22 protein-coding genes and 14 pseudogenes are annotated in these 24,006 nt (G+C 49.3%); 18 read left to right on the top strand and 18 right to left on the bottom strand.

Going from position 1 to position 24,006, the window contains the following annotated elements; genetic code table 11:
* Nucleotides 1-149: 149 nt before the first annotated feature.
* The 7 genes and pseudogenes from istA to ACQGXV_RS31955 all read left to right on the top strand — a co-directional run.
* Nucleotides 150-1,037 (top strand): annotated as a pseudogene (gene istA / locus ACQGXV_RS31985) (IS21 family transposase); the annotation flags it as partial.
* Nucleotides 1,034-1,459, top strand: a pseudogene (locus ACQGXV_RS31980) (ATP-binding protein); the annotation flags it as partial. The pseudogenes istA and ACQGXV_RS31980, both read left to right, overlap by 4 nt.
* 35 nt (nt 1,460-1,494) lie before the next feature.
* Complete coding sequence (locus tag ACQGXV_RS31975; RefSeq protein WP_440862584.1) at nt 1,495-1,860, top strand: IS630 transposase-related protein; 366 nt, start codon at nt 1,495-1,497, stop codon at nt 1,858-1,860.
* Nucleotides 1,784-2,317 (top strand): IS630 family transposase, encoded by a 534-nt coding sequence (locus ACQGXV_RS31970; RefSeq protein WP_440867179.1) that lies wholly within the window; start codon nt 1,784-1,786, stop codon nt 2,315-2,317. Before ACQGXV_RS31975 ends, ACQGXV_RS31970 begins: the two co-directional genes overlap by 77 nt.
* A 15-nt stretch (nt 2,318-2,332) precedes the next feature.
* Nucleotides 2,333-2,491 (top strand): hypothetical protein, encoded by a 159-nt coding sequence (locus ACQGXV_RS31965; protein WP_440864276.1) that lies wholly within the window; start codon nt 2,333-2,335, stop codon nt 2,489-2,491.
* Between the two features lie 38 nt (nt 2,492-2,529).
* Nucleotides 2,530-2,712, top strand: a pseudogene (locus ACQGXV_RS31960) (IS3 family transposase); the annotation flags it as partial.
* A gap of 36 nt (nt 2,713-2,748) precedes the next feature.
* A pseudogene (locus ACQGXV_RS31955) lies at nt 2,749-3,372 on the top strand (IS5 family transposase); the annotation flags it as partial.
* 36 nt (nt 3,373-3,408) lie between these two features.
* Here ACQGXV_RS31955 and ACQGXV_RS31950 read toward each other — a convergent pair.
* The gene (locus ACQGXV_RS31950; RefSeq protein WP_440864275.1) at nt 3,409-4,620 is read right to left on the bottom strand and encodes an IS256 family transposase; all 1,212 of its coding nucleotides are present in this window, start codon (nt 4,618-4,620) and stop codon (nt 3,409-3,411) included.
* Nucleotides 4,621-4,713: 93 nt separating this feature from the next.
* On the opposite strand from ACQGXV_RS31950, the pseudogene ACQGXV_RS31945 reads away from it, so the two are divergent.
* A pseudogene (locus tag ACQGXV_RS31945) lies at nt 4,714-4,866 on the top strand (transposase); the annotation flags it as partial.
* A gap of 72 nt (nt 4,867-4,938) precedes the next feature.
* Here the strand turns inward: ACQGXV_RS31945 and ACQGXV_RS31940 are convergent.
* A complete protein-coding gene (locus tag ACQGXV_RS31940; protein WP_440863224.1) occupies nt 4,939-5,862 on the bottom strand; it encodes an IS5 family transposase in 924 nt (307 codons plus the stop codon).
* A 224-nt stretch (nt 5,863-6,086) separates the two neighbouring features.
* On the opposite strand from ACQGXV_RS31940, the gene ACQGXV_RS31935 reads away from it, so the two are divergent.
* The 4 genes from ACQGXV_RS31935 (at nt 6,087) to ACQGXV_RS31920 (ending at nt 8,925) form a co-directional block, all read left to right on the top strand.
* Nucleotides 6,087-6,434, top strand: a complete 348-nt coding sequence (locus ACQGXV_RS31935) for a hypothetical protein (RefSeq protein WP_440864274.1) — start codon at nt 6,087-6,089, stop codon at nt 6,432-6,434.
* A complete protein-coding gene (locus ACQGXV_RS31930) occupies nt 6,427-6,966 on the top strand; it encodes a phospholipase D family protein (RefSeq protein WP_440864273.1) in 540 nt (179 codons plus the stop codon). The genes ACQGXV_RS31935 and ACQGXV_RS31930 overlap by 8 nt, the downstream gene beginning before the upstream one ends.
* Nucleotides 6,967-7,257: 291 nt before the next feature.
* Nucleotides 7,258-7,974 (top strand): Rpn family recombination-promoting nuclease/putative transposase, encoded by a 717-nt coding sequence (locus tag ACQGXV_RS31925; RefSeq protein WP_440864272.1) that lies wholly within the window; start codon nt 7,258-7,260, stop codon nt 7,972-7,974.
* 399 nt (nt 7,975-8,373) lie between these two features.
* Nucleotides 8,374-8,925 (top strand): DNA-3-methyladenine glycosylase, encoded by a 552-nt coding sequence (locus ACQGXV_RS31920; RefSeq protein WP_440867756.1) that lies wholly within the window; start codon nt 8,374-8,376, stop codon nt 8,923-8,925.
* A gap of 75 nt (nt 8,926-9,000) precedes the next feature.
* Here ACQGXV_RS31920 and ACQGXV_RS31915 read toward each other — a convergent pair.
* The 8 genes and pseudogenes from ACQGXV_RS31915 to ACQGXV_RS31880 all read right to left on the bottom strand — a co-directional run.
* Nucleotides 9,001-11,240, bottom strand: a pseudogene (locus ACQGXV_RS31915) (Tn3 family transposase); the annotation flags it as partial.
* Nucleotides 11,241-11,333: 93 nt separating this feature from the next.
* Nucleotides 11,334-11,867: an IS630 family transposase gene (locus tag ACQGXV_RS31910; protein WP_440862665.1), complete on the bottom strand. Its 534-nt coding sequence runs from the start codon at nt 11,865-11,867 to the stop codon at nt 11,334-11,336.
* A complete protein-coding gene (locus ACQGXV_RS31905) occupies nt 11,791-12,156 on the bottom strand; it encodes an IS630 transposase-related protein (protein WP_440862584.1) in 366 nt (121 codons plus the stop codon). The genes ACQGXV_RS31910 and ACQGXV_RS31905 overlap by 77 nt, the downstream gene beginning before the upstream one ends.
* 37 nt (nt 12,157-12,193) lie before the next feature.
* Nucleotides 12,194-12,849 (bottom strand): annotated as a pseudogene (locus ACQGXV_RS31900) (helix-turn-helix domain-containing protein); the annotation flags it as partial.
* A gap of 154 nt (nt 12,850-13,003) precedes the next feature.
* A pseudogene (locus ACQGXV_RS31895) lies at nt 13,004-13,738 on the bottom strand (DUF4158 domain-containing protein); the annotation flags it as partial.
* 2 nt (nt 13,739-13,740) lie between these two features.
* A pseudogene (locus ACQGXV_RS31890) lies at nt 13,741-14,038 on the bottom strand (IS5 family transposase); the annotation flags it as partial.
* 40 nt (nt 14,039-14,078) lie between these two features.
* Nucleotides 14,079-15,053, bottom strand: a complete 975-nt coding sequence (locus ACQGXV_RS31885; RefSeq protein WP_440864271.1) for an IS30 family transposase — start codon at nt 15,051-15,053, stop codon at nt 14,079-14,081.
* A gap of 86 nt (nt 15,054-15,139) precedes the next feature.
* Nucleotides 15,140-15,397: pseudogene (locus tag ACQGXV_RS31880) on the bottom strand (IS5 family transposase); the annotation flags it as partial.
* 56 nt (nt 15,398-15,453) lie between these two features.
* Here ACQGXV_RS31880 and ACQGXV_RS31875 point away from each other — a divergent pair.
* From ACQGXV_RS31875 to ACQGXV_RS31865, 3 genes and pseudogenes are all read left to right on the top strand, one after another.
* A pseudogene (locus ACQGXV_RS31875) lies at nt 15,454-15,804 on the top strand (transposase); the annotation flags it as partial.
* A 30-nt stretch (nt 15,805-15,834) separates the two neighbouring features.
* A pseudogene (msrB, locus tag ACQGXV_RS31870) lies at nt 15,835-16,180 on the top strand (peptide-methionine (R)-S-oxide reductase MsrB); the annotation flags it as partial.
* 70 nt (nt 16,181-16,250) lie between these two features.
* Complete coding sequence (locus ACQGXV_RS31865; protein ID WP_440864270.1) at nt 16,251-16,544, top strand: YeaC family protein; 294 nt, start codon at nt 16,251-16,253, stop codon at nt 16,542-16,544.
* Between the two features lie 31 nt (nt 16,545-16,575).
* Here ACQGXV_RS31865 and pncA read toward each other — a convergent pair.
* The 5 genes and pseudogenes from pncA to ACQGXV_RS31840 all read right to left on the bottom strand — a co-directional run bounded on the left by pncA (nt 16,576) and on the right by ACQGXV_RS31840 (nt 18,749).
* A pseudogene (gene pncA / locus ACQGXV_RS31860) lies at nt 16,576-17,244 on the bottom strand (bifunctional nicotinamidase/pyrazinamidase).
* 38 nt (nt 17,245-17,282) lie between these two features.
* A complete protein-coding gene (locus ACQGXV_RS31855; RefSeq protein WP_440864269.1) occupies nt 17,283-17,567 on the bottom strand; it encodes an integrase core domain-containing protein in 285 nt (94 codons plus the stop codon).
* Between the two features lie 79 nt (nt 17,568-17,646).
* Nucleotides 17,647-18,408, bottom strand: coding sequence for a DDE-type integrase/transposase/recombinase (locus ACQGXV_RS31850; RefSeq protein ID WP_440864268.1), 762 nt, complete (start codon nt 18,406-18,408; stop codon nt 17,647-17,649).
* Nucleotides 18,405-18,578 carry a hypothetical protein gene (locus ACQGXV_RS31845; protein ID WP_440864267.1) on the bottom strand — a complete coding sequence of 58 codons (174 nt, stop codon included), beginning with the start codon at nt 18,576-18,578 and terminating at the stop codon, nt 18,405-18,407. The genes ACQGXV_RS31850 and ACQGXV_RS31845 overlap by 4 nt, the downstream gene beginning before the upstream one ends.
* Before the next feature lie 90 nt (nt 18,579-18,668).
* Nucleotides 18,669-18,749 (bottom strand): IS3 family transposase, encoded by an 81-nt coding sequence (locus tag ACQGXV_RS31840; RefSeq protein WP_439292210.1) that lies wholly within the window; start codon nt 18,747-18,749, stop codon nt 18,669-18,671.
* A 44-nt stretch (nt 18,750-18,793) separates the two neighbouring features.
* Between ACQGXV_RS31840 and ACQGXV_RS31835 the strand changes: the two genes are divergently transcribed.
* A complete protein-coding gene (locus ACQGXV_RS31835) occupies nt 18,794-19,327 on the top strand; it encodes an IS630 transposase-related protein (protein WP_440864266.1) in 534 nt (177 codons plus the stop codon).
* On the opposite strand, the gene ACQGXV_RS31830 is transcribed toward ACQGXV_RS31835, so the two are convergent.
* Nucleotides 19,279-20,253: an IS30 family transposase gene (locus ACQGXV_RS31830; RefSeq protein ID WP_440862690.1), complete on the bottom strand. Its 975-nt coding sequence runs from the start codon at nt 20,251-20,253 to the stop codon at nt 19,279-19,281. The two genes, ACQGXV_RS31835 and ACQGXV_RS31830, sit on opposite strands and share 49 nt — an antisense overlap.
* Nucleotides 20,254-20,452: 199 nt before the next feature.
* Complete coding sequence (locus ACQGXV_RS31825; RefSeq protein WP_440864265.1) at nt 20,453-21,664, bottom strand: IS256 family transposase; 1,212 nt, start codon at nt 21,662-21,664, stop codon at nt 20,453-20,455.
* Nucleotides 21,665-21,693: 29 nt separating this feature from the next.
* Between ACQGXV_RS31825 and ACQGXV_RS31820 the strand changes: the two genes are divergently transcribed.
* A complete protein-coding gene (locus ACQGXV_RS31820) occupies nt 21,694-22,038 on the top strand; it encodes a transposase (protein ID WP_440864264.1) in 345 nt (114 codons plus the stop codon).
* 164 nt (nt 22,039-22,202) lie between these two features.
* The gene (locus ACQGXV_RS31815) at nt 22,203-23,414 is read left to right on the top strand and encodes an IS256 family transposase (RefSeq protein WP_440862551.1); all 1,212 of its coding nucleotides are present in this window, start codon (nt 22,203-22,205) and stop codon (nt 23,412-23,414) included.
* 25 nt (nt 23,415-23,439) lie between these two features.
* Here ACQGXV_RS31815 and ACQGXV_RS31810 read toward each other — a convergent pair.
* Nucleotides 23,440-23,753, bottom strand: a pseudogene (locus ACQGXV_RS31810) (transposase); the annotation flags it as partial.
* Nucleotides 23,754-24,006 lie beyond the last annotated feature (253 nt).

Here is a 24,006-nt window from a genome sequence, read left to right as displayed (position 1 = left end):
TGTAGAACCGTTCTTTCTGAGTCAGATGTTTTCCCTGCATGCAACAGGCTCTCCAGTATGGCCAGAACGGTGATTTTATCCGACTCTGGCAAGTGGGTCACTTTGTTGCGTTTCGAGTGGGAATGGGGCCACTACCGGTGGCTGACATGCGTTACAAGCCGCGTATGCCTAGAACATGCAAGCTTGACCCGTTCAAGCCGTATGTTCTCGAGCGCGTTGCTGCTGCCAGACCACAGTGGATACCGGCCAGTGTGCTGCTGCGCGAGATAGGCCAACGGGGATATGATGGCGGCTATAGCATGCTTACCGCATTTCTACACCCCATGAAGCAGCCCGTTACTGAGGCGGTCACGCGCTTTGAGACCGAACCCGGCGTACAGATGCAGGTTGATTTCACCATCGTCAGGCAGGGCCATAACCCGTTGCTGGCCTTCGTCGCTACGCTGGGCTGGAGCCGGGCGACTTTCGTCAAGTTCTACAGCAACCAGGAGTCCGCCGCCTGGTGTGACGGCATTGAGTCTGCACTTAAGTTCTTTGGCGGAACTCCGCATCAGTTGCTGTTCGACAACGCCAAGGCCATCATTATTGAGCGTGATGTCTACGGGCCCGGCAAGCATCGCTGGAACCCTCAGTTGATGCAACTGGCTGAGAAGTATGCCTTTACGCCTAAAGTTTGCCGTCCCTACCGCGCCAAGACTAAGGGCAAGGTCGAACGCTTCAACCATTACCTCAAGAACAGCTTTGTTGTGCCGCTTGCCGCCACGTTTCGCCAGGCTGGGCTGATACTGGACGTCCCCGCGGCTAATGCACGCATTGGTGAGTGGTGGATCACCGTTGCCAACACCCGTAAACATGGCACCACCGGTATTCCGCCTGAACAACGCATGCCGCGTGAGCGGGCTGCGTTGTTGCCATTGCCGAAGATAACACTGGCATTGCCTCCACCGGTACCGGCGAGTTGCTCGCGCCCCATACCCACAGAGAGTCTCCAGCACCCGTTGGCTACGTATCAGGCGCTACTGGAGGTAGAAGCATGAACCTCCAGCATGATCGTATCGCAGCGCTCTGCGAGCAGCTTAAGCTCGATAGATTACCGGCTGAGTGGCCCGCCGTTGCTCAGACGACGATCGACAGCAACGGCACTCATGCCGACTTCCTTGAAGCTGCTTTACAGCTTCAGCATGATGTGCTGAACGAACGGCGCCGGCAGACTATTTTGCGTTTATCAGGCCTACCGGTGATCAAGACGCTGGAGCAGTTTGATTTCGCCTTTGCGAGTGGCGTACCTCGCAGTCAGATCCAGGAGTTGGCCGGGCTGGCGTTTATCGAGCGTCAGGAGAACCTGGTCTTGCTGGGTCCGTCCGGGGTAGGTAAAAGGCACCTGGCGACAGCACTCGGCTACAGAGCCGCGATGGCCGGAATGAGTATTCGGTTCGTCACAGCCGCAGATCTGATGCTATAGCTAAACGACTTAATTTTGATTACATTATTTAAATGAGCTATTCAATTGATTTTAGACGTAAAGTGATATCTACACGGAAAAACGAAGGGTTGAGTATCCGAGAAACAGCGAAGCAATTTCGGATTGGCCCTGCCTCTGTATCGCGTTGGATTAATCAAATAGAGTCAAAAGCATCGACCACGCGTCAGCGAAAGATCGATAAATCCGAGTTGATAAAAGATGTTGAACAATATCCAGATGCTTACCAAAAAGAACGTGCAGAGCGTTTTGGCGTTTGTCAGAAGGCCATTTGGCAAGCGCTTAAAAAGCTGGGATTGACCTATAAAAAAAACTCTACGTCATCCGAAAGCCGACGAAAACGCCCGGCAGGGATTTCAACAAAAAAAACAACAGTATGAAAAAGAAGGTAAACCTATTGTTTTTATTGATGAAAGTGGTTTTTCACACGATACCCCACGGACTCACGGCTATTCCCCAAAAGGTCAACGGTGTTTTGGCCTGAAGAACTGGGGAGCTAGGGGAAGAACAAATGTTATCGGCGCTTTATTAGGCACAACGCTGTTTGCTATCGGATTATTTGATATCAATATTAACAGCGATGTTTTCTATGCCTGGGTCACACAAGTCCTTATCCCAGTACTCCCTAAAAACAGTGTAATCATGATGGACAATGCCACTTTTCACAAAAAACATAATATTCAACAAGTCATCATCGATGCAGGGTATATGGTGGAGTATTTGCCTACATATTCGCCAGATCTTAACCCAATTGAGCATAAATGGGCACAAGCAAAAAGCAAAAAAAGAGAGATGGGTTGCGATACAGAGAGTTTGTTCTCAGTCCATATGGTGTAATCAAAATTAAGTCGCTTGGCTATACGACGTTTTTACCCAAAGGGAACAGACTTCAGTCAGGTCAGTCATCGTAAGATTGCCGAACTCGAACACATACTCAATACAAGGGGCAGAAAATCGCTGGGCTATCGTTCCCCCAATGAGGTATTTTTAACGCACTTACTGGTGGCATAAGCCTCTACCGTTTTGTTGCGTTTCGAGTGGGAATGGGGCTCCGGTATGTCACGCCGGGCCAGCGGCACAGAGGCGAAGACAGCCAGTTGCTGGTAAAGCGAAAATCGGTGTATGAGGCAGCAAAAATGCAGAACCCGCATCGTTGGTCAGGGCCAACAAGAAACTGGGAGCGGCAGGACGAAGTGTGGCTAAATCCGGAACGGGAAAAACAGGCCGTATGAATCAACTGGGGCGACAACTACCTTTACACGCACCGTTCAGGTGCCCCATGGCGTGATTTACCTGAACGTTACGGCCCATGGAAAACCGTTTATAACCGTTTCAATAGATGGTCAAAGTCTGGAGTTATTAACATTATTTTTAATAGGTTACTTTCATTTCTTGATGCTCATGGACTTGTTGACTGGTCAGCCACTGCGCTGGATGGCAGCAATATCCGTGCGTTCAAATGTGCGGCTGGCGCTCAAAAAAACATCCCGATATTACCAACGATAACAGCCTGGGTCGCTCACGAGGTGGTTATGGCACCAAAATCCACATGGCGACTGACGGAAGCGGCATACCGCTAAATATAGCCAACCGACTTAAAAATGATTACATCCTATGCCCTGATATGCGGCAAAGAAGCATAGCTGGCTGTTATCAAAATAATGTCGCTTGGCTATATCGTACTGAGTGCTGTGCAGGCTCACGAAAGCCTGTTCGCGTTACGACTCCTGGACGGCATTGGCGTGCAACGGCAGAACGGTAGCATGAAGCGTCGTGGTCATGCGGTACTGGCTGACAAAGCCTACTCTGGCAATGCACTCCGTAACGAGTTGAAAAGAAAAGGGATAAGAGAGGTTATTCCCCGAAAATCAAATGAAAAACTGGCTTCAGAGAGTCTGTAAAGAATTTTGTGTAAATGGCTCCATTGCTTAACCGGAGATTCGTTCTCCATACATCAACATGAATTGGCTCATAGCAGGTTTCCAGTCTCTGATTGGCAAGGTCCATTTAGCAGAGATATTATGCAAGGCTAGATAGAGTAATTTTATCACCGAGTCATCCGTTGGAAATATTCGTCGCGTTTTCGTTATCTTGCGCAATGAAGCATTTAACGACTCTATCGCGTTGGTGGTGTAGATAACCTTGCGGATCTCCGGCGGAAAGTCAAAAATGACGATGAGACGTTCCCAATTATTTCTCCACGACGGGCTGATCGTCGGGAACTGCTCATCCCATTTGGCCGCGAAGGCATCCAGGGCCTCTTCAGCGCCCTCTATCGTTGCGGAACTATAGATGGTGCGCAGGTCAGCAGCAACGGCCTTACGCTCTTTCCAGCCGACGTAGCGCAGCGAGTTCCGCACCTGATGCACAATGCAAAGCTGTACCCGCGTATGCGGGTAAACAGCTTCAATGGCATCAGGAAAGCCTTTCAGGCCATCGCAGCAGGCGACGAAGATGTCCTTTAGCCCACGATTTTTCAGTTCTGTCATCACAGATAACCAGAACTTGGCCCCCTCAGTTTTGGCTATCCATAGCCCCAGCAGCTCTTTTTCGCCCTGGCCGTTGACGCCGAGGGCCACATAAACAGACTTGTTGGCCACGGCTCCGCCGTCCTGGCTTTTGACCACAATACAGTCAAGGTAAACAATGGGATAAAGCGCATCCAGCGGCCGTTGCTGCCAGCGCTTAACGTCATCCATCACAGCATTGGTCACTTGAGAAATGAAGCCAGCGGAAACATCGACCCCGTAGACTTCTTTAAAGTGTGCCTGAATATCACGGGTTGATAACCCTCTGGAATAGAGAGAAATAATGCGGTCATCGAAGCCGTTAAGCTGTTTTTCGTTCTTACCGATCAGTGTCGGCTCGAAGGTACTGTTGCGGTCGCGCGGAATATCGAGCTCGATCTCCCCATTTTGGCTACGTACGCTCTTGGATGTCTTGCCATTGCGGGAGTTGCCTGAATGATTACCTGCCGGGTCATGCTTAGCATACCCAAGGTGCATCTCCATCTCAGCTTGAAGAACCCGTTCCGCCAGTCTTTTAGTCAGCACCTTGAGTAGGCCTGATTCACCCAGCAGATCCTGAGGGGAGTGACAATCTTGAAGCAGTTGGTCAATAAGTTCGTTGCTGATAGGCATTTTGTTATCCTTTGAAGGTTTTCCTCAAAATGCCATTTACACAGATTATTTTACAGTCTCGCTTCAGATGGACGCTCACAACTTTATCGTGATGCTTATCGCCGTCGCAACGTTGTAGAAAGATGTTTTGGCCGTTTAAAGGAATATAGACGGATTGCCACACGTTATGAATAAACGGCAAGAAACTATCTAGCAATGGTGAAACTGGGCTGCATCCGCTTGTTTTACGCCCGGTTACGTAATTAAGGGACACAGCCTAGCCGGCTTTGTTGAATAAATCAGAATTAGCCGACAGGATGACTCCCTCTGCTACACCTGTTATCCTATCCTGACGCTGTGTGGCATACCCAACAACGTCATACGGTTCAGCGCTTTGACCATCGCTATGGCTTCACCTACTTGAGCCTCATAGTCACGCAGGCTCAGATGGCCACCCAGCAAAGTTTTTATGCGGAACATCGCTGTTTCTGCCACTGAACGCCGGTGATAACCCACTTTCTTTTTCCACATATCATTACTCCCGCTCAGACGCTGATTCGCCACCGCATGGTTACGTTCATGGTACTTGTCCGGCCAGTATTTGGCTCCGCTTCGCGGCGGGATAAGGGGCCTGATTTTCTTTCTTAGCAACGCATCGTGGCAGTAACGGGCGTCATAAGCACCGTCTGCTGACACTTCCCTGATTTTTCGGTGGGTTTGGTTAATCAGGCCCGGCAGTGCCTGCGCATCTGTCGTTCCGCTGAGCGATAAGTCGGCACAGATAATCTCATGCGTCGCACTGTCTGCTGCCAGATGAAGCTTGCGCCACACTCTTCGTCTGTCAGCCCCATGCTGCCTGACTTTCCATTCACCTTCGCCAAAGACCTTCAGACCGGTACTGTCGATGACCAGATGCGAGATTTCACCACGCGTTGGCGTTTTTATGCTGATACTGACGGTTTTTGCCCGCCGACTGACCAGAGAGTAGTCCGGGCAGCGCAGTGGCAGGCTCATCAGTGTAAAAACCGAGTCGACAAAGCCCTGTAATGCCCGGAGCGAAAGGTTAAACACGCGCTTTATCATCAAAACCGTGGTAACAGCCATATCGGTGTAGTAAAGCGGCCGACCACGACCTTCAGGCGAAGCACTGTCAGTCCATGCAGCGATGGCCGACTCATCAAGCCAGACCGTCAGGGAGCCGCGTTGTCTGAGTGCTTTGTTGTAGGTGGGCCAGTTGGTGATTTTAAACTTTTGCTTTGCCATGGGGAGCTGCTATCGGGAGCGATGATAGTGCTTTGATCCGGTGATCCCCTGAAAGTTCGATTTATTCAACAAAGCCAGCCTAGCCTTGCATAATATCTCGGCTAAATGGACCCTACCAATCAGAGACTGGAAACCGGCTATGAGCCAATTCATGTTGATGTATGGAGATCGGATTTCCGGTTAAGCGATGGAGCCATTTACACGAAATTCTTTACAGACTCATCATGACCGGCATTCTCTGGTTGTGGTTTGCTTTGCGAATCACACTTGCGAATATGCTGCATATAGCCACGGTCACATTCTTTTCCTTTTTACATGCGTTTAAGGGATTTATTTTTGTGATTGGCGGATTGGGTTGCATTATCATGTATTATCATCTTGATAAGCATTTTACGGCACCTGATAACTATACCATTCCCTTTTTTGTGGGGCTTTGGGTGATGGCTTGTGCAGGTGAGGCGATAACGTCAATGCTTCACTATGTGATGCCTTTTCACCGACTCCTTGCGGTTTTGCTCAGAGAAGAAGAAAATAGCGACTCTCACTATCAAGGTGCTGCTAACGATGAGTAAACCAGTAAAAGTAACCGCTGCAATTTTTTCATTATTTCTGACCTTCACATCTCCGCTTTCAGCCAGTACGAGTATTCAGGATGTGGAAGTGGGTTTTTCACCAGGGAGGACGGCAAAGGAGATAGTTTTGACTGCCATTGAAGAGGCGAAAACATCGATTGATATTGCCGCCTATTCATTTACCAGCAAGCCGATTGCATTAGCCCTTGTTGACGCCCAACAGCGAGGCGTCAATGTCCGTGTGGTTGCCGATAAGAAATCGAACGGCGGAAAGTATACCGCTGTGACCTATCTGGCAAATCACCGCGTACCAGTAAGACTCAATGACAAGTATGCGATTATGCACAACAAGTTTATGATTGTGGATGGCCATTCCATCGAAACGGGCTCGTTTAATTACACAAAAAGTGCCGCATTTCGTAACGCGGAAAATGTGATTTACCTGCGTAACCGACCAGACATTGCAGAAAAGTACACTCGAGAATTTAATCGATTATGGAGCGAAGCAATGGACACAAAACCCACATATTAATGCACGATGCAGGATATGCGTAGCGTCCCAAAATGTGCCATTTTCCGACGCTACGCCCGCCGCTACACGGGGTTCTTGGGGGTAAAAATAGTTAAACATCAAAAATACGTCACTTTTACAACAAAAAAATTAGCTGTACGTTTTTAGTACGTCATTATTACATCGTAATATGACTTTTATGTCATTTTTACACCAAAAATGCATCACTTTGAAAAGGCTGATATGAAGCGATGAAAATGCTAAGATTCAGAGTAACCGATGAGCAATATCAAGAATTAAAAACGATAGTCCATGAAAAAGGCTGTCGTAGTGCTAACTTGTGTTGTCGAACATCAGAGCAGACCTGAAAAACTGATGGCATTTAGGCTTTTAAGGTATGCGGTTGCTGCCATGCTGCGGCACCTTGAGCAGGGCAACAACACCTTGCCAGTGGTGATAGCGATGTTGTTTTATCAAGGTAAAACTTCGCCGTATCCCTACAGTACCCATTGTCTGGATTGTTTTGCTGATCCGGAACTGGCAAAGTCGGTTTATATGCAGGCATTTCCTCTGGTTGACGTGACGGCCATCCCGGACGAGGAGATTGTCACACATCGACATGTTGCCCTGATGGAACTGGTGATGAAGCATATCCGTACCCGCGATATGCTAGAGTTAAGTCATGAGATAGCATCCTTGCTCAATCAGTGGGTATTGCAGCCGGAGCTATTTCGAGGATTAATATGTTATATTGTAAAACGAGGAAATACTTCTGATGCAAAGCAATTTTTGCATCAGATTGCGGAAACAGCAACTGATTATCGGGAGGTTGTGATGACCATTGCAGAGCAGTTACGGCAAGAGGGCGAGAAACTTGGTGAACAGAGGGGTATAGAAAAAGGCATTCATCTAGGCGAACAGCGAGGCATAGAAAAGGGCATAGAAAAAGGTAGGCAAGAATCTGCCAGAACCATAGCGCGCCAGCTTCTGGCCAACGGCGTTGATCGGGCGATTGGCTTTGTTGAATAATTTAACCGTTTGATTTACATCTTCTTTAGGTAGAATGCATGTACAGAGAATGTATTTTGTTAGAACGACAAATCAAATAGTTAGCACAATAAAAAGCATTACGGCTGGAAAACTTAGTTGTTGAAGTGTTATAATAATTATGTAAATCAGCATGTTAAATTATTCAACAAAGCCCGGGCGATTGTCAAAATGTCTACTGGGGTGTCTGATGCTGAGATTAATGCACTGATGGATTAATCGATGTCGAGTAATACTATTTTAGGCTTTGTTGAATAATTTAACATGCTGATTTATATAAGCATTATAAAATTTCAACGACTAATTTTTCCTCTCGGAATGCTTTTTATTGTGCTAACTATTTGATTTGTCGTTCTAACAAAATACATTCTCTGTACATGCATTCTACCTAAAGAAGATGTAAATCAAACGGTTAAATTATTCAACAAAGCCACTATTTTACCTCGCTCATTTTATGAGCGTGCTACGCTTTGTGTAGCAAAGGATTTGTTGGGAAAAGTTTTAAAATTTGCTGACTATTACGGGGTTATCAATGAAGTCGAAGCCTATGTAGGGCAGGATGATCCGGCCTGCCATGCCGCGAGAGGTTTCACGCCAAGAACAGCGGGCATGTTTGGTGCTGCCGGGTTTTCCTATGTTTATCTTATCTACGGTATGTATCATTGCCTGAATATTGTGACCGAGCGTGAAGGATTTCCAGCGGCAGTTTTAATTCGTGGCATTGATTTATACAAACCTACAGTTCTTTCTTTTAATGGGCCGGGTAAACTCTGTAAAAAATTACATATCACGAAAAATAATAACCAGGTTGATTTAACACAATCTCATGATTTTTGTGTTTACGATTCGACGGATAAGCCAGAATATATGGCGACGCCAAGAATAGGCATAAAAGTTGGCACCGATAAATTGTGGCTCTTTAAGTCAATGTAAACACCACTAAGTATGGCCCTCAAAATACACCTACCTCTATTAGGGGTCGCCTCAGAAAACGGAAAATAAAGCACGCTAAGCAAGTTGTAGTGGTCGTAGCGGCCTGAACTTACCTGCACCGATCTTGACACTATTGCGCCACAGGTAATCCCCTGTGAGGTTAATGTGCTCCCAGCCTAGCGGCGACAGATATTGTAATAACGCATCATCGACGGCATGCCCCTTGGCTCGTAATCCATTAGTCACCCTTTCCAGATAGACGGTATTCCATAGCACGATGGCGGCAGTCACCAGGTTAAGACCACTTGCCCGGTAACGCTGTTGCTCAAAACTGCGGTCACGGATCTCCCCTAATCGATTGAAAAACACTGCACGAGCCAAGGCGTTACGAGCCTCCCCCTTATTTAGTCCAGAATGTGCGCGCCGGCGGAGCTCAACACTTTGCAGCCACTCCAGGATGAACAGTGTGCGCTCGATACGCCCCAACTCGCGCAGGGCGACCGCCAGGCCATTTTGCCGGGGGTAGCTGCCAAGCTTTCTCAGCATGAGTGAGGCCGTTACCGTACCTTGCTTTATTGAGGTAGCCAGCCGCAAAATTTCGTCCCAATGGGTGCGGATGAGCTTGATATTTAGCGTCCCGCCAATCATTGATTCCAATCCCTCGTAGGTGGCATAACTCTTTGGAATGTAGAGCCTAGTCTCACCCGGATCACGGATGCGCGGGGCGAAACGAAACCCTCAACAGGTGCATCAACGCAAAAACGTGATCAGTGAAGCCTGCCGTGTCGGTGTAATGATCTTCGATCCGTAGGTCAGATTCATGATATAGCTAAGCGACATTATTTTGATAACAGCCAGCTATGCTTCTTTGCCACATATCAGGGCATCGGCTGTAATCATTTTTAAGTCGGTTGGCTATAGAGCAGCCCTTCAAGCACGTAAGTTGAGTCGCGCACACCGACATTGACTACCTTGGTATGAAATGGTGCATACTGGTCGGAGATGTGGGTGTAAAAGGTCCGTCATGGACGACTACCATATTTCGGGTTGATGTGCCCCGTGCTCTCAGCCTTGTTGCCAGTGCGAAAATTCTGACCGTCAGACGAGGACGTGGAACCATCGCCCCAGTGCTTGGCAAACGGATACCGGTACTCGGCATTGACCAGCTCGGACAAGGCCGAACCATAGGTTTCGTCGCGGATATGCCAGGCTTGCAGCAAAGCAAGCTTGGCATAGGTCGTTCCTGGACACGATTCCGCCATCTTGGTCAGCCCCAGATTGATCGCGTCGGCCAAGATCGCAGTCAACAACAGGTTCTTGTCCTTAGCCTGGTCACCAGATTTCAGGTGCGTGAAGTGCCTGGTAAAACCTGTCCATTCGTCCACTTCAAGCAGCAATTCAGTGATCTTAACGTGCGGTAGGATCATTGCTGCCTGAGCGATAAGAAGCTGCGCAGTATCGGGTACTACTGCATCCAGCGGCGTGATCTTTAGGCCTGAGGCAGTGATGATGGCATCCGGTAACTTATTAGCTAGCGCCATGCGGTTGACAGTAGCGAGCTGCGTTTCCAACTGCGTCAACCGTTCATTCAAATACTGTTCACAGTCGGTAGCTACAGCCAGCGGCAATTCATTGACCAGCTTTAGACTGGCGAATTTCTTGGGTGGTATAAGGTAGTCCTCGAAGTCCTTGAACTGGCGCGATCCCTGTACCCAGATGTCACCAGAACGCAATGCATTCTTCATTTCCGACAGCGCACATAGCTCGTAGTAACGCCGGTCGATGCCAGTTTCGGTTATCACCAGTTTCTGCCAGCGTGGCTTGATGAAATCGGTCGGCGCATCAGCAAGTACTTTTCGGACGTTGTCATTGTTCATACTGCGCAACACTTCTATAGCTTCCAGTACACTCTTGGCAGCCGGTGCAGCCCGTAACTTAAACGCGGTAAGGAAGGCTGGTGCGTAACGGCGTAGTGTGGTGTAGCTCTCGCCGAGACGGTGCAGGAAGTCGAACTCTTCTGGCTGCGCGAGCGTTTGTGCTTCTGTAACGCTCTTGGCGAAGGCTTCCCAGGATATTACTGTCTCGATGGCAGCAAACGGATCATCACCTGCTTGCTTGGCGTTGATCAACACTTGGCCGATACGACTGAGCAGGTGTACCTTGTCATTGATCGCCTTCCCAGATGCCTGGAACTGTTTCTGATGTCGCTTTTTGGCATCATTGAACAGCTTGCCCAGGATGCGGTCATGCAGATCAATAATTTCATCTGTAACGGTGGCCATCCCATCGATGGCTAGCGCAACCAAGGTAGCATATAGCTAAACGACTTAATTTTGATTACATTATTTAAATGAGCTATTCAATTGATTTTAGACGTAAAGTGATATAGCCAAGCGACTTAATTTTGATTACACCATATGGACTGAGAACAAACTCTCTGTATCGCAACCCATCTCTCTTTTTTTGCTTTTTGCTTGTGCCCATTTATGCTCAATTGGGTTAAGATCTGGCGAATATGTAGGCAAATACTCCACCATATACCCTGCATCGATGATGACTTGTTGAATATTATGTTTTTTGTGAAAAGTGGCATTGTCCATCATGATTACACTGTTTTTAGGGAGTACTGGGATAAGGACTTGTGTGACCCAGGCATAGAAAACATCGCTGTTAATATTGATATCAAATAATCCGATAGCAAACAGCGTTGTGCCTAATAAAGCGCCGATAACATTTGTTCTTCCCCTAGCTCCCCAGTTCTTCAGGCCAAAACACCGTTGACCTTTTGGGGAATAGCCGTGAGTCCGTGGGGCATCGTGTGAAAAACCACTTTCATCAATAAAAACAATAGGTTTACCTTCTTTTTCATACTGTTGTTTTTTTTGTTGAAATCCCTGCCGGGCGTTTTCGTCGGCTTTCGGATGACGTAGAGTTTTTTTTATAGGTCAATCCCAGCTTTTTAAGCGCTTGCCAAATGGCCTTCTGACAAACGCCAAAACGCTCTGCACGTTCTTTTTGGTAAGCATCTGGATATTGTTCAACATCTTTTATCAACTCGGATTTATCGATCTTTCGCTGACGCGTGGTCGATGCTTTTGACTCTATTTGATTAATCCAACGCGATACAGAGGCAGGGCCAATCCGAAATTGCTTCGCTGTTTCTCGGATACTCAACCCTTCGTTTTTCCGTGTAGATATCACTTTACGTCTAAAATCAATTGAATAGCTCATTTAAATAATGTAATCAAAATTAAGTCGTTTAGCTATAGAACTTGACGAAAGTCGCCCGGCTCCAGCCCAGCGTAGCGACGAAGGCCAGCAACGGGTTATGGCCCTGCCTGACGATGGTGAAATCAACCTGCATCTGTACGCCGGGTTCGGTCTCAAAGCGCGTGACCGCCTCAGTAACGGGCTGCTTCATGGGGTGTAGAAATGCGGTATAGCCAAGCGACATTATTTTGATAACAGCCAGCTATGCTTCTTTGCCGCATATCAGGGCATAGGATGTAATCATTTTTAAGTCGGTTGGCTATAAGCATGCTATAGCCGCCATCATATCCCCGTTGGCCTATCTCGCGCAGCAGCACACTGGCCGGTATCCACTGTGGTCTTGCAGCAGCAAAGCGCTCGAGAACATACGGCTTGAACGGGTCAAGCTTGCATGTTCTAGGCATACGCGGCTTGTAACGCATGTCAGCCACCGGTAGTGGACTACGGATATATAGCCAAGCGACATTATTTTGATAACAGCCAGCTATGCTTCTTTGCCGCATATCAGGGCATAGGATGTAATCATTTTTAAGTCGGTTGGCTATATCGTCGAACGGTCTCGCGGGAGCATGAAAGCTGCCGCGCGATGGCGCGGATGGACATGCCTTGACGGTGTAAAACGTGAATCTCCACTCTGGTCTCCAATGTCATCATTGGCAGTGCCTTAAAACTGCCATTTTTACCCTAGGTGGGTCAGATTTATAGCCAAGCGACATTATTTTGATAACAGCCAGCTATGCTTCTTTGCCGCATATCAGGGCATAGGATGTAATCATTTTTAAGTCGGTTGGCTATACATCGGCAGGTGGGCCAGTTTTACATCGGTAGCGACATAGCGGCGTTGTGGCTCGAATTTGGCCAAATCTGCTGGGGTCATCTGTCCGCCCTCACGGGCGATCTTGAGCAATCGGTTTTGGTGAATCAGACGATCGACACCAATAGGCAGCTCAAGTGCCTGCCATACTTTGAGTCGTTCAATATGTTCCAGCACGTGCCGCGAATTGGGTTTAACTGGTGAAAGGCGAAGCCAAGCGAGAGTGGTCGTCTTGTTGTTGTCTCGAAGCTTAAGCAGATTGTCGAGGCGTTGGCGATGCGAGTCTGACAGCGGGGCGGTCAAGGTGTCGTAGATACGCCGGTTTGCACGGGTGAGAGTTTCGGCACACGCTCTCTCGACAGCATTGATGGCTGGCAGAATGATCGATCTCTGCCGCAGATTGTCGATCAAAGCATTAACCATCACAATACCTTTATCGGTTTGCATGGCCATCTCGGTCATTGTGTGGACGACCTGCCGATAGTGATTCATAGTGAACGGCTGAAAGCCGAACATCGTTTGCAATTCGACCAGGTGTTCGCGTCGGGTCTGCTCCCGAAGCCCGTACTCGTTCCAACTTTCGATACTGACCTTGAGCTGGTCGGCAACCAGCTTCAACAATGGCGGAAATGGCAACTCATCGTTGGCAAGGACGATGCCGGGAAAGCGCAGGTAACAGAGTTGCACAGCAAAACCCAAGCGGTTGGCTGAACCACGCTTCTGCCGGATTTACCACGACGCTTCATGCTACCGTTCTGCCGTTGCACGCCAATGCCGTCCAGGAGTCGTAACGCGAACAGGCTTTCGTGAGCCTGCCCAGCACTCAGTACGATATTTAGCGGGATGACGCTTCCGTCAGTCGCCATGTGGATTTTGGTGCCATAACCACCTCGTGAGCGGCCCAGGCCGTTATCGTTGGTAATTCGGGATGTTTTTTTGAGCGCCAGCCGCACATTTGAGCGCACGGATATTGCTGCCATCCAGCGCAGTGGCTGACCAGTCAATAAGTCCATGAGCATCAAGAAATGAAGCCCCATTCCCAGTCGAAACGCAACAAAACGGTAGGGCATTATGCCGCCTGTAAGTGCGTTAAAAATACCTCATTTGGAGAACGATAACCCAGCGATGTTCGGCCTCGCGTATTGAGCAGGTGTTCGAGTGCTGCAACCTTGCGATGGGTGACATAATTGAAGTCCATTCCCTTCGGGTAAAAACGCCGTATCAGCCCGTTGGTATGCTCATTCAACCCGCGTTCCCAGGAATGATATGGCCGGGCAAAGTAGACCGGTGCCCCCGTGACTTTTGTAATTTCCCCGTGCTGGGAAAATTCAGAACCGTTGTCAGCAGTCAGGGTTTTAAACTCGCAGAAGGTATTGGCAACGATGTCCCTGGAGGCCGCTACCACTGTCTCTGCTCGCTTGTTGGGCAGTTTGCGAATGATGACCAGCTTGACGGCTTTATCGACCACCGTCAGCAGGAATGATTTCTGATCTTTGCCAAAGATGGTGTCAATCTCGAAATGCCCGGGTTCCTGCTTGAGGTCAGCAACGGCCGGCCGCTGCTCAATGCCAACACGGTTGGGAATAGGACCGCGTTTGTTCTCATCGGTCTGATAGTTATACCGTTTACCCCGATGAGGGAGCTGCTGATACAGCTCACCGCCGGCCCGGCGCTCCTGCTGGATATAGCGATAGAGCGAGTTCTTGCTGACGGACAGGCCAAATTCCAGGACCAGGCGCCCACTGATGACCTCAGGTGAGGTGTGGGTAGACAGCGCCGTTCTGATAAAGTCCTGAATGTGCGGTTCAAGCTGGTTAATCACGCCGTCCGGCCGTGTTTTCTGCCGCCGCCCTCTGGCCAACGTTTCGGCCCTTCTGCAGGAATAGACCCCGTTGAAAGCGGCGTCGGTATTGCGTCTGAGTTCCCTGCTGATGGTAGAACGAGGAAGCTCCAGTTCCCGGGCGATGGTGGCCTGGTTAACCCCATCACCACGCCGCTTTTCGATGTAGAACCGTTCTTTGTGAGTCAGATGTTTTCCCTGCATGCAACGGGATCTCCAGTAGGGCCAGAACGGTGATTTTATCCGACTCTGGCCAGTGGGTCACTTTGTTGCGTTTCGAGTGGGAATGGGGCAAGTAACCTATTAAAAATAATGTTAATAACTCCAGACTTTGACCATCTATTGAAACGGTTATAAACGGTTTTCCATGGGCCGTAACGTTCAGGTAAATCACGCCATGGGGCACCTGAACACAGTATCCAGAACATGCCGTTGACGATTTTGCGATGTTCTGCCCATGGCCGGCCTGCCTGAGGAGATTTCAAAACGGTTGGTAACAAGGGCTCAATGATTGCCCATGCTTCATCAGAAAGATCGTAGCGAGCCATAATCCAAAGTGTCTTAGAAACAGATGGATACTATAGCTCAAGCAATTAAGGGACACAGCCTAGAGGGCGCTGAAGAGGCCCTGGATGCCTTCGCGGCCAAATGGGATGAGCAGTTCCCGACGATCAGCCCATCGTGGAGAAATAATTGGGAACGTCTCATCGTCATTTTTGATTTTCCGCCGGAGATTCGCAAGGTTATCTACACCACCAACGCGATAGAGTCGTTAAATGCTTCATTGCGCAAGATAACGAAAACGCGACGAATATTTCCAACGGATGACTCGGTGCTAAAATTATTCTATCTAGCCTTGCATAATATCTCGGCTAAATGGACCCTACCAATCAGAGACTGGAAACCGGCTATGAGCCAATTCATGTTGATGTATGGAGATCGGATTTCCGGTTAAGCGATGGAGCCATTTACACGAAATTCTTTACAGACTCGCACTGAGCCTGCCTATTCAGGCAAACTGTTGCATAATAAGCGCACCGGGGTGTATCACTGCCTGCTTTTGCCAAAGCGCACTGTTTTACTCTGACAACAAATATGACTCTGGATGCGGCTGGCCCAGCTTTGATCGGCCCGTGTCGAAGGGGGCAATTCGCTATCTGGAAGATTTTTCGCATAGCATACACCGTATCGAAATTCGCTGCGGTAAATGCGATGCCCATTTGGGGCATGTGTTTCCCGATGGTCCGCAAACCACCGGTGAGCGTTACTGCGTTAACTCGGCCTCGTTGAGTTTTATCGATGGCAGCGACGGTGAGAAAGTGGATGGCTGACGGTTTAGACGATAGCTCAAGCTAAAACGTTTCAGCTTGCTGGGTTCTGATTTAAAATAGCAATGACAGGATGGCAATCACGATGCTCGACAAACAGCTTGATGAGGTTGTGACGGCGCTGACGCCGGACATCTACCAACGCCTGGCAACCGCCGTGGTGCTGGGGAAATGGCCAGATGGCGTGCCGTTGACGCCGGAGCAAAAAGAAAATTGCCTGCAAATGGTGATGCTATGGCAATCGCGCCATAACGTGGAAGCGGAACACATGACCATCAATACCGACGGCGAGTTGGTGATGAAAAGCAAGCAAGAGCTGAAGCAGGCGTTTGCCATCGACAACCTGATTCAGCGAGAACGCCAGTAAGCGATGCCCCTGGAGGCACAGGGGCTCGGTGTTATGCAGGGTGGTGCGCTGAGGTCGCGCTAAAGTCAGTCAGGCTAATACGGCGCGCTCCGTGAGCCACCATATAGACCAACGCTGCTTCACTGTCACCCGGTTGGAGATTTACCCCGCGACAACCTTCTTAAACGATCTGCACGTCATACCCGAGTGCCAGTGCATCAAGCACGGTAAATTTCACGCAGTAGTCCGTTGCCAGCCCCATAATGGTCAACTGCATGATACCGCGTTGGCGTAACAGGGCATCCAGTGCGGTGGCGGCGCGTTTGCCGTTGTCGAAAAAAGCGCTGTAGCTGTCAATATCAGGCTGAGTGCCTTTCTGTATCACCGCATCAAACGCCCCACGCTCAAGGCGCGCATGAAATTCTGCGCCATGCGTGCCCTGTACGCAGTGCACTGGCCACCATGTTTGCGCTAATCCTGCCAGTTCGCCACGCTCTCCCACGACAGCGTGCGGATGGTTGGCTGCGAAGCTCAGATGATTGGCCGGGTGCCAATCCTGGCTGGCGATGACCGGCATTCCTGCACGCTGCGCCACCGCTATCGCGGCGTTGGCAACATCGATGGTGATGTCACCTTCTGCGACAGGCAGTGCGCCGTTCGGACAAAAATCATTCTGCAAATCAATCAACAGCAGGGCATGGTTTGTGACGACAGGGGCCATGGCAGGTGCGTGTCAAGGTAGTTGTCGCCCCAGTTGATTCATACGGCCTGTTTTTCCCGTTCCGGATTTAGCCACACTTCGTCCTGCCGCTCCCAGTTTCTTGTTGGCCCTGACCAACGATGCGGGTTCTGCATTTTTGCTGCCTCATACACCGATTTTCGCTTTACCAGCAACTGGCTGTCTTCGCCTCTGTGCCGCTGGCCCGGCGTGACATACCGGATACCGCTATGGCGATGTTCCTCGTTGTACCAGCCGACGAAGGTTTCCACCCAGGCTCGCGCATCTTCCAGCGTTGCAAAGCCTTTTTCAGACCATGCAGGCACGTATAGTCAAGCGACATTATTTTGATAACAGCCAGCTATGCTTCTTTGCCGCATATCAGGGCATAGGATGTAATCATTTTTAAGTCGGTTGGCTATATTTCAGCATCCTGAACAGCGATTCCACGTGGGCGTTGTCGTTGCTTACCCGCGGCCGACTGTGTGACGGGGTTATCTTCAGCTCCGCAAGCTTCACCTGCAGCACCTGTGACTTCATCGGTGCACCGTTATCCGCATGCAGTACCAGCGGCTCCTGCCAGCAGCGCTCGCTCAGCACCGTTCGCTTCAGCAGTTCTGCTGCATACTCGCCGCTTTCGACCGGGTACACCTCATAACCCACTATTTTGCGACTCAACACATCTTCTATGAGATACAGGTAGAACCAGTGACCCGCCGTCAGCGACTTCAGCCAGGTGATGTCCCACGACCACACCTGGTTCGGCGCGATCGCCTTCCATGTCGACAGCGGTTTACTTTGCGGGGCCTGCTGACGCCCGCGATGACTGACCTCTCCGGCACGGCGCAACACCCGGTAAAACGTCGATTCACTGGCAACGTAACGCCCCTCATCGGCTAGTGCCGGTACGATTTGCGCCGGCGACAGACTGGCGAATCGTGGCTCATGGCAGATGGCCAGCACCTGCTGTTCCTCTTCAGCACTGAGCCTGTTTTTCGGCATCGGCCGTGATGCCGTCGGTCGCCTGTCGTCAGGACTTAGCCTCCAGCGCTGGAACGTCCGCTCGCTAATACCTACAGACCTGCAGGCATCGCTTTGCCGGACGCCGGCAGTGGCAGCCTCCTCCAGCATCTTCATCAGCCGTAACCTGTCGGCTGTGCGCGTCATTCGACCTCGCGTTCTTCGTCGAAGAACGCCTTGAGCTTTTTTTCCAGGATGAGCAGTGCCGCCGCTTCGGCGAGGGCTTTGTCCTTGCGGGCTATTTCACGATTAAGCTGCTGAATTTCTTTTTGCTGTTTCTTTATTAAGGCTCTTTCTGCACGCTGACCTGGCTGCATAAACTCGTCCTTCCACTGCTGAATCTGTTCAGGATAGAGGCCTTTACGGCGAAAGTATTCTGATCTGGCCCAGACTTGGTGGACACGCCCTTAAGAGAGGACTTGTCGTTCAAATACCATCGGGCTGACATAGCCCAGCGTGCTATGCCGCCGTTTCTGATTGTAATCCACCTCAATGTATAGCTAAACGACTTAATTTTGATTACATTATTTAAATGAGCTATTCAATTGATTTTAGACGTAAAGTGATATCTACACGGAAAAACGAAGGGTTGAGTATCCGAGAAACAGCGAAGCAATTTCGGATTGGCCCTGCCTCTGTATCGCGTTGGATTAATCAAATAGAGTCAAAAGCATCGACCACGCGTCAGCGAAAGATCGATAAATCCGAGTTGATAAAAGATGTTGAACAATATCCAGATGCTTACCAAAAAGAACGTGCAGAGCGTTTTGGCGTTTGTCAGAAGGCCATTTGGCAAGCGCTTAAAAAGCTGGGATTGACCTATAAAAAAAACTCTACGTCATCCGAAAGCCGACGAAAACGCCCGGCAGGGATTTCAACAAAAAAACAACAGTATGAAAAAGAAGGTAAACCTATTGTTTTTATTGATGAAAGTGGTTTTTTACACGATGCCCCACGGACTCACGGCTATTCCCCAAAGCCCCATTCCCAGTCGAAACGCAACAAAACGGTAGGGCATTATGCCGCCTGTAAGTGCGTTAAAAATACCTCATTTGGAGAACGATAACCCAGCGATTTTCGGCCTCGCGTATTGAGCAGGTGTTCGAGTGCTGCAACCTTGCGATGGGTGACATAATTGAAGTCCGTTCCCTTCGGGTAAAAACGCCGTATCAGCCCGTTGGTATGCTCATTCAACCCGCGTTCCCAGGAATGATATGGCCGGGCAAAGTAGACCGGTGCCCCCGTGACTTTTGTAATTTCCCCGTGCTGGGAAAATTCAGAACCGTTGTCAGCAGTCAGGGTTTTAAACTCGCAGAAGGTATTGGCAACGATGTCCCTGAAGGCCGCTACCACTGTCTCTGCTCGCTTGTTGGGCAGTTTGCGAATGATGACCAGCTTGACGGCTTTATCGACCACCGTCAGCAGGAATGATTTCTGATCTTTGCCAAAGATGGTGTCAATCTCGAAATGCCCGGGTTCCTGCTTGAGGTCAGCAACGGCCGGCCGCTGCTCAATGCCAACACGGTTGGGAATAGGACCGCGTTTGTTCTCATCGGTCTGATAGTTATACCGTTTACCCCGATGAGGGAGCTGCTGATACAGCTCACCGCCGGCCCGGCGCTCCTGCTGGATATAGCGATAGAGCGAGTTCTTGCTGACGGACAGGCCAAATTCCAGGACCAGGCGCCCACTGATGACCTCAGGTGAGGTGTGGGTAGACAGCGCCGTTCTGATAAAGTCCTGAATGTGCGGTTCAAGCTGGTTAATCACGCTGTCCGGCCGAGTTTTCTGCCGCCGCCCTCTGGCCAACGTTTCGGCCCTTCTGCAGGAATAGACCCCGTTGAAAGCGGCGTCGGTATTGCGTCTGAGCTCCCTGCTGATGGTAGAACGAGGAAGCTCCAGTTCCCGGGCGATGGTGGCCTGGTTAACCCCATCACCACGCCGTTTTTCGATGTAGAACCGCTCTTTGTGAGTCAGATGTTTTCCCTGCATGCAACGGGATCTCCAGTAGGGCCAGAACGGTGATTTTATCCGGGTCTGGCCAGTGGGTCACTTTGTTGCATTTCGACTGGGAATGGGGCAAAAGGTCAACGGTGTTTTGGCCTGAAGAACTGGGGAGCTAGGGGAAGAACAAATGTTATCGGCGCTTTATTAGAGTCTGTAAAGAATTTTGTGTAAATGGCTCCATTGCTTAACCGGAGATTCGTTCTCCATACATCAACATGAATTGGCTCATAGCAGGTTTCCAGTCTCTGATTGGCAAGGTCCATTTAGCAGAGATATTATGCAAGGCTAGATAGAGTAATTTTATCACCGAGTCATCCGTTGGAAATATTCGTCGCGTTTTCGTTATCTTGCGCAATGAAGCATTTAACGACTCTATTGCGTTGGTGGTGTAGATAACCTTGCGGATCTCCGGCGGAAAGTCAAAAATGACGATGAGACGTTCCCAATTATTTCTCCACGACGGGCTGATCGTCGGGAACTGCTCATCCCATTTGGCCGCGAAGGCATCCAGGGCCTCTTCAGCGCCCTCTAGCGTTGCGGAACTATAGATGGTGCGCAGGTCAGCAGCAACGGCCTTACGCTCTTTCCAGCCGACGTAGCGCAGCGAGTTCCGCACCTGATGCACAATGCAGAGCTGTACCCGCGTATGCGGGTAAACAGCTTCAATGGCATCAGGAAAGCCTTTCAGGCCATCGCAGCAGGCGACGAAGATGTCCTTTAGCCCACGATTTTTCAGTTCTGTCATCACAGATAACCAGAACTTGGCCCCCTCAGTTTTGGCTATCCATAGCCCCAGCAGCTCTTTTTCGCCCTGGCCGTTGACGCCGAGGGCCAGATAAACAGACTTGTTGGCCACGGCTCCGCCGTCCTGGCTTTTGACAACAATACAGTCAAGGTAAACAATGGGATAAAGCGCATCCAGCGGCCGTTGCTGCCAGCGCTTAACTTCATCCATCACAGCATTGGTCACTTGAGAAATGAAGCCAGCGGAAACATCGACCCCGTAGACTTCTTTAAAGTGTGCCTGAATATCACGGGTTGATAACCCTCTGGAATAGAGAGAAATAATGCGGTCATCGAAGCCGTTAAGCTGTTTTTCGTTCTTACCGATCAGTGTCGGCTCGAAGGTACTGTTGCGGTCGCGCGGAATATCGAGCTCGATCTCCCCATTTTGGCTACGTACGCTCTTGGATGTCTTGCCATTGCGTGAGTTGCCTGAATGATTACCAGCCGGGTCATGCTTAGCATACCCAAGGTGCATCTCCATCTCAGCTTCAAGAACCCGTTCCGCCAGTCTTTTAGTCAGCACCTTGAGTAGGCCTGATTCACCCAGCAGATCCTGAGGGGAGTGACAATCTTGAAGCAGTTGGTCAATAAGTTCGTTGCTGATAGGCATTTTGTTATCCTTTGAAGGTTTTCCTCAAAATGCCATTTACACAGATTATTTTACAGTCTCCTTTATTAGGCACAACGCTGTTTGCTATCGGATTATTTGATATCAATATTAACAGCGATGTTTTCTATGCCTGGGTCACACAAGTCCTTATCCCAGTACTCCCTAAAAACAGTGTAATCATGATGGACAATGCCACTTTTCACAAAAAACATAATATTCAACAAGTCATCATCGATGCAGGGTATATGGTGGAGTATTTGCCTACATATTCGCCAGATCTTAACCCAATTGAGCATAAATGGGCACAAGCAAAAAGCAAAAAAAGAGAGATGGGTTGCGATACAGAGAGTTTGTTCTCAGTCCATATGGTGTAATCAAAATTAAGTCGCTTGGCTATAGCGATAACTGCTTCGGTGAACATTAAAAATACGACACAACGCTTTCACTGGATAAAGCGCTCTTAGCTTTTCAACTACCGGAGACTGTAAAATAATCTGTGTAAATGGCATTTTGAGGAAAACCTTCAAAGGATAACAAAATGCCTATCAGCAACGAACTTATTGACCAACTGCTTCAAGATTGTCACTCCCCTCAGGATCTGCTGGGTGAATCAGGCCTACTCAAGGTGCTGACTAAAAGACTGGCGGAACGGGTTCTTGAAGCTGAGATGGAGATGCACCTTGGGTATGCTAAGCATGACCCGGCTGGTAATCATTCAGGCAACTCACGCAATGGCAAGACATCCAAGAGCGTACGTAGCCAAAATGGGGAGATCGAGCTCGATATTCCGCGCGACCGCAACAGTACCTTCGAGCCGACACTGATCGGTAAGCACGAAAAACAGCTTAACGGCTTCGATGACCGCATTATTTCTCTCTATTCCAGAGGGTTATCAACCCGTGATATTCAGGCACACTTTAAAGAAGTCTACGGGGTCGATGTTTCCGCTGGCTTCATTTCTCAAGTGACCAATGCTGTGATGGATGAAGTTAAGCGCTGGCAGCAACGGCCGCTGGATGCGCTTTATCCCATTGTTTACCTTGACTGTATTGTTGTCAAAAGCCAGGACGGCGGAGCCGTGGCCAACAAGTCTGTTTATCTGGCCCTCGGCGTCAACGGCCAGGGCGAAAAAGAGCTGCTGGGGCTATGGATAGCCAAAACTGAGGGGGCCAAGTTCTGGTTATCTGTGATGACAGAACTGAAAAATCGTGGGCTAAAGGACATCTTCGTCGCCTGCTGCGATGGCCTGAAAGGCTTTCCTGATGCCATTGAAGCTGTTTACCCGCATACGCGGGTACAGCTCTGCATTGTGCATCAGGTGCGGAACTCGCTGCGCTACGTCGGCTGGAAAGAGCGTAAGGCCGTTGCTGCTGACCTGCGCACCATCTATAGTTCCGCAACGCTAGAGGGCGCTGAAGAGGCCCTGGATGCCTTCGCGGCCAAATGGGATGAACAGTTCCCGACGATCAGCCCGTCGTGGAGAAATAATTGGGAACGTCTCATCGTCATTTTTGACTTTCCGCCGGAGATCCGCAAGGTTATCTACACCACCAACGCGATAGAGTCGTTAAATGCTTCATTGCGCAAGATAACGAAAACGCGACGAATATTTCCAACGGATGACTCGGTGATAAAATTACTCTATCTAGCCTTGCATAATATCTCTGCTAAATGGACCTTGCCAATCAGAGACTGGAAACCTGCTATGAGCCAATTCATGTTGATGTATGGAGAACGAATCTCCGGTTAAGCAATGGAGCCATTTACACAAAATTCTTTACAGACTCAACTACCGAGAATTTTTCAGTGAGTCGGACATTAAGAGCGCAGTAGCCTTTTTTAAGATGGCATTCTCCATTTCCAGTCGGTGGATTTTTTTCTTCATTTCTCTGAACTCAATTTGTTCAGGTGTTAATGGCAGACCAGGCGATGTTTTCCCTTGACGTTCTAAACGAAGGGCTCTTACCCACCGGCTAATCGCTGAAAGACTGACGTTCATGGCTTTCGCGGCTTCCTGGTAGGTATAATTTTGGTCAAGGACTAATTTGGCGGTTTCACATTTAAATTCAGCAGTAATTATTTTACTCATTTTGGCACCTATAAAAATCATGAGGTAAGCATATCACCTCTACTTAGGTGGCCAAATTCAGTATGCCACTACACACAGCCGCTTTACGTTCTGGCGAATAGCTTCCCATGAACAGCTTCTCCAGCCCCCTAGATTTTTTTCACTCAGAGGCGACAACTACCCTGACATGGGGGGACACGCGTTTTCCCCCTGAAATGCCATTACCGGATTCTGCGCGTTATTATTCATCTCTAGCCCACACGCCGCTATTCCT

This window comes from Symbiopectobacterium purcellii (assembly GCF_052050035.1).
Taxonomy (GTDB): domain Bacteria; phylum Pseudomonadota; class Gammaproteobacteria; order Enterobacterales; family Enterobacteriaceae; genus Symbiopectobacterium; species Symbiopectobacterium purcellii_A.
Note: the sequence above shows the minus strand (reverse complement) of the source record. Positions and strands in the feature narration are given on the sequence as shown.

What these genes read in the sequence shown, in the direction of transcription:
- ACQGXV_RS31885 (WP_440864271.1), bottom strand. Translation starts at nt 15,053, where the DNA reads ATGCAGGGAAAACATCTGACTCACAAAGAACGGTTCTACATCGAAAAG.
- ACQGXV_RS31830 (WP_440862690.1), bottom strand. Translation starts at nt 20,253, where the DNA reads ATGCAGGGAAAACATCTGACTCACAAAGAGCGGTTCTACATCGAAAAA.
- ACQGXV_RS31835 (WP_440864266.1), top strand. Translation starts at nt 18,794, where the DNA reads ATGAGCTATTCAATTGATTTTAGACGTAAAGTGATATCTACACGGAAA.
- ACQGXV_RS31950 (WP_440864275.1), bottom strand. Translation starts at nt 4,620, where the DNA reads ATGCCTATCAGCAACGAACTTATTGACCAACTGCTTCAAGATTGTCAC.
- ACQGXV_RS31905 (WP_440862584.1), bottom strand. Translation starts at nt 12,156, where the DNA reads ATGAGCTATTCAATTGATTTTAGACGTAAAGTGATATCTACACGGAAA.
- ACQGXV_RS31935 (WP_440864274.1), top strand. Translation starts at nt 6,087, where the DNA reads ATGACCGGCATTCTCTGGTTGTGGTTTGCTTTGCGAATCACACTTGCG.
- ACQGXV_RS31845 (WP_440864267.1), bottom strand. Translation starts at nt 18,578, where the DNA reads ATGCAGCCAGGTCAGCGTGCAGAAAGAGCCTTAATAAAGAAACAGCAA.
- ACQGXV_RS31820 (WP_440864264.1), top strand. Translation starts at nt 21,694, where the DNA reads ATGCCATTTACACAGATTATTTTACAGTCTCCTTTATTAGGCACAACG.
- ACQGXV_RS31815 (WP_440862551.1), top strand. Translation starts at nt 22,203, where the DNA reads ATGCCTATCAGCAACGAACTTATTGACCAACTGCTTCAAGATTGTCAC.
- ACQGXV_RS31925 (WP_440864272.1), top strand. Translation starts at nt 7,258, where the DNA reads ATGAAAAAGGCTGTCGTAGTGCTAACTTGTGTTGTCGAACATCAGAGC.
- ACQGXV_RS31975 (WP_440862584.1), top strand. Translation starts at nt 1,495, where the DNA reads ATGAGCTATTCAATTGATTTTAGACGTAAAGTGATATCTACACGGAAA.
- ACQGXV_RS31930 (WP_440864273.1), top strand. Translation starts at nt 6,427, where the DNA reads ATGAGTAAACCAGTAAAAGTAACCGCTGCAATTTTTTCATTATTTCTG.
- ACQGXV_RS31825 (WP_440864265.1), bottom strand. Translation starts at nt 21,664, where the DNA reads ATGCCTATCAGCAACGAACTTATTGACCAACTGCTTCAAGATTGTCAC.
- ACQGXV_RS31850 (WP_440864268.1), bottom strand. Translation starts at nt 18,408, where the DNA reads ATGACGCGCACAGCCGACAGGTTACGGCTGATGAAGATGCTGGAGGAG.
- ACQGXV_RS31940 (WP_440863224.1), bottom strand. Translation starts at nt 5,862, where the DNA reads ATGGCAAAGCAAAAGTTTAAAATCACCAACTGGCCCACCTACAACAAA.
- ACQGXV_RS31865 (WP_440864270.1), top strand. Translation starts at nt 16,251, where the DNA reads ATGGCAATCACGATGCTCGACAAACAGCTTGATGAGGTTGTGACGGCG.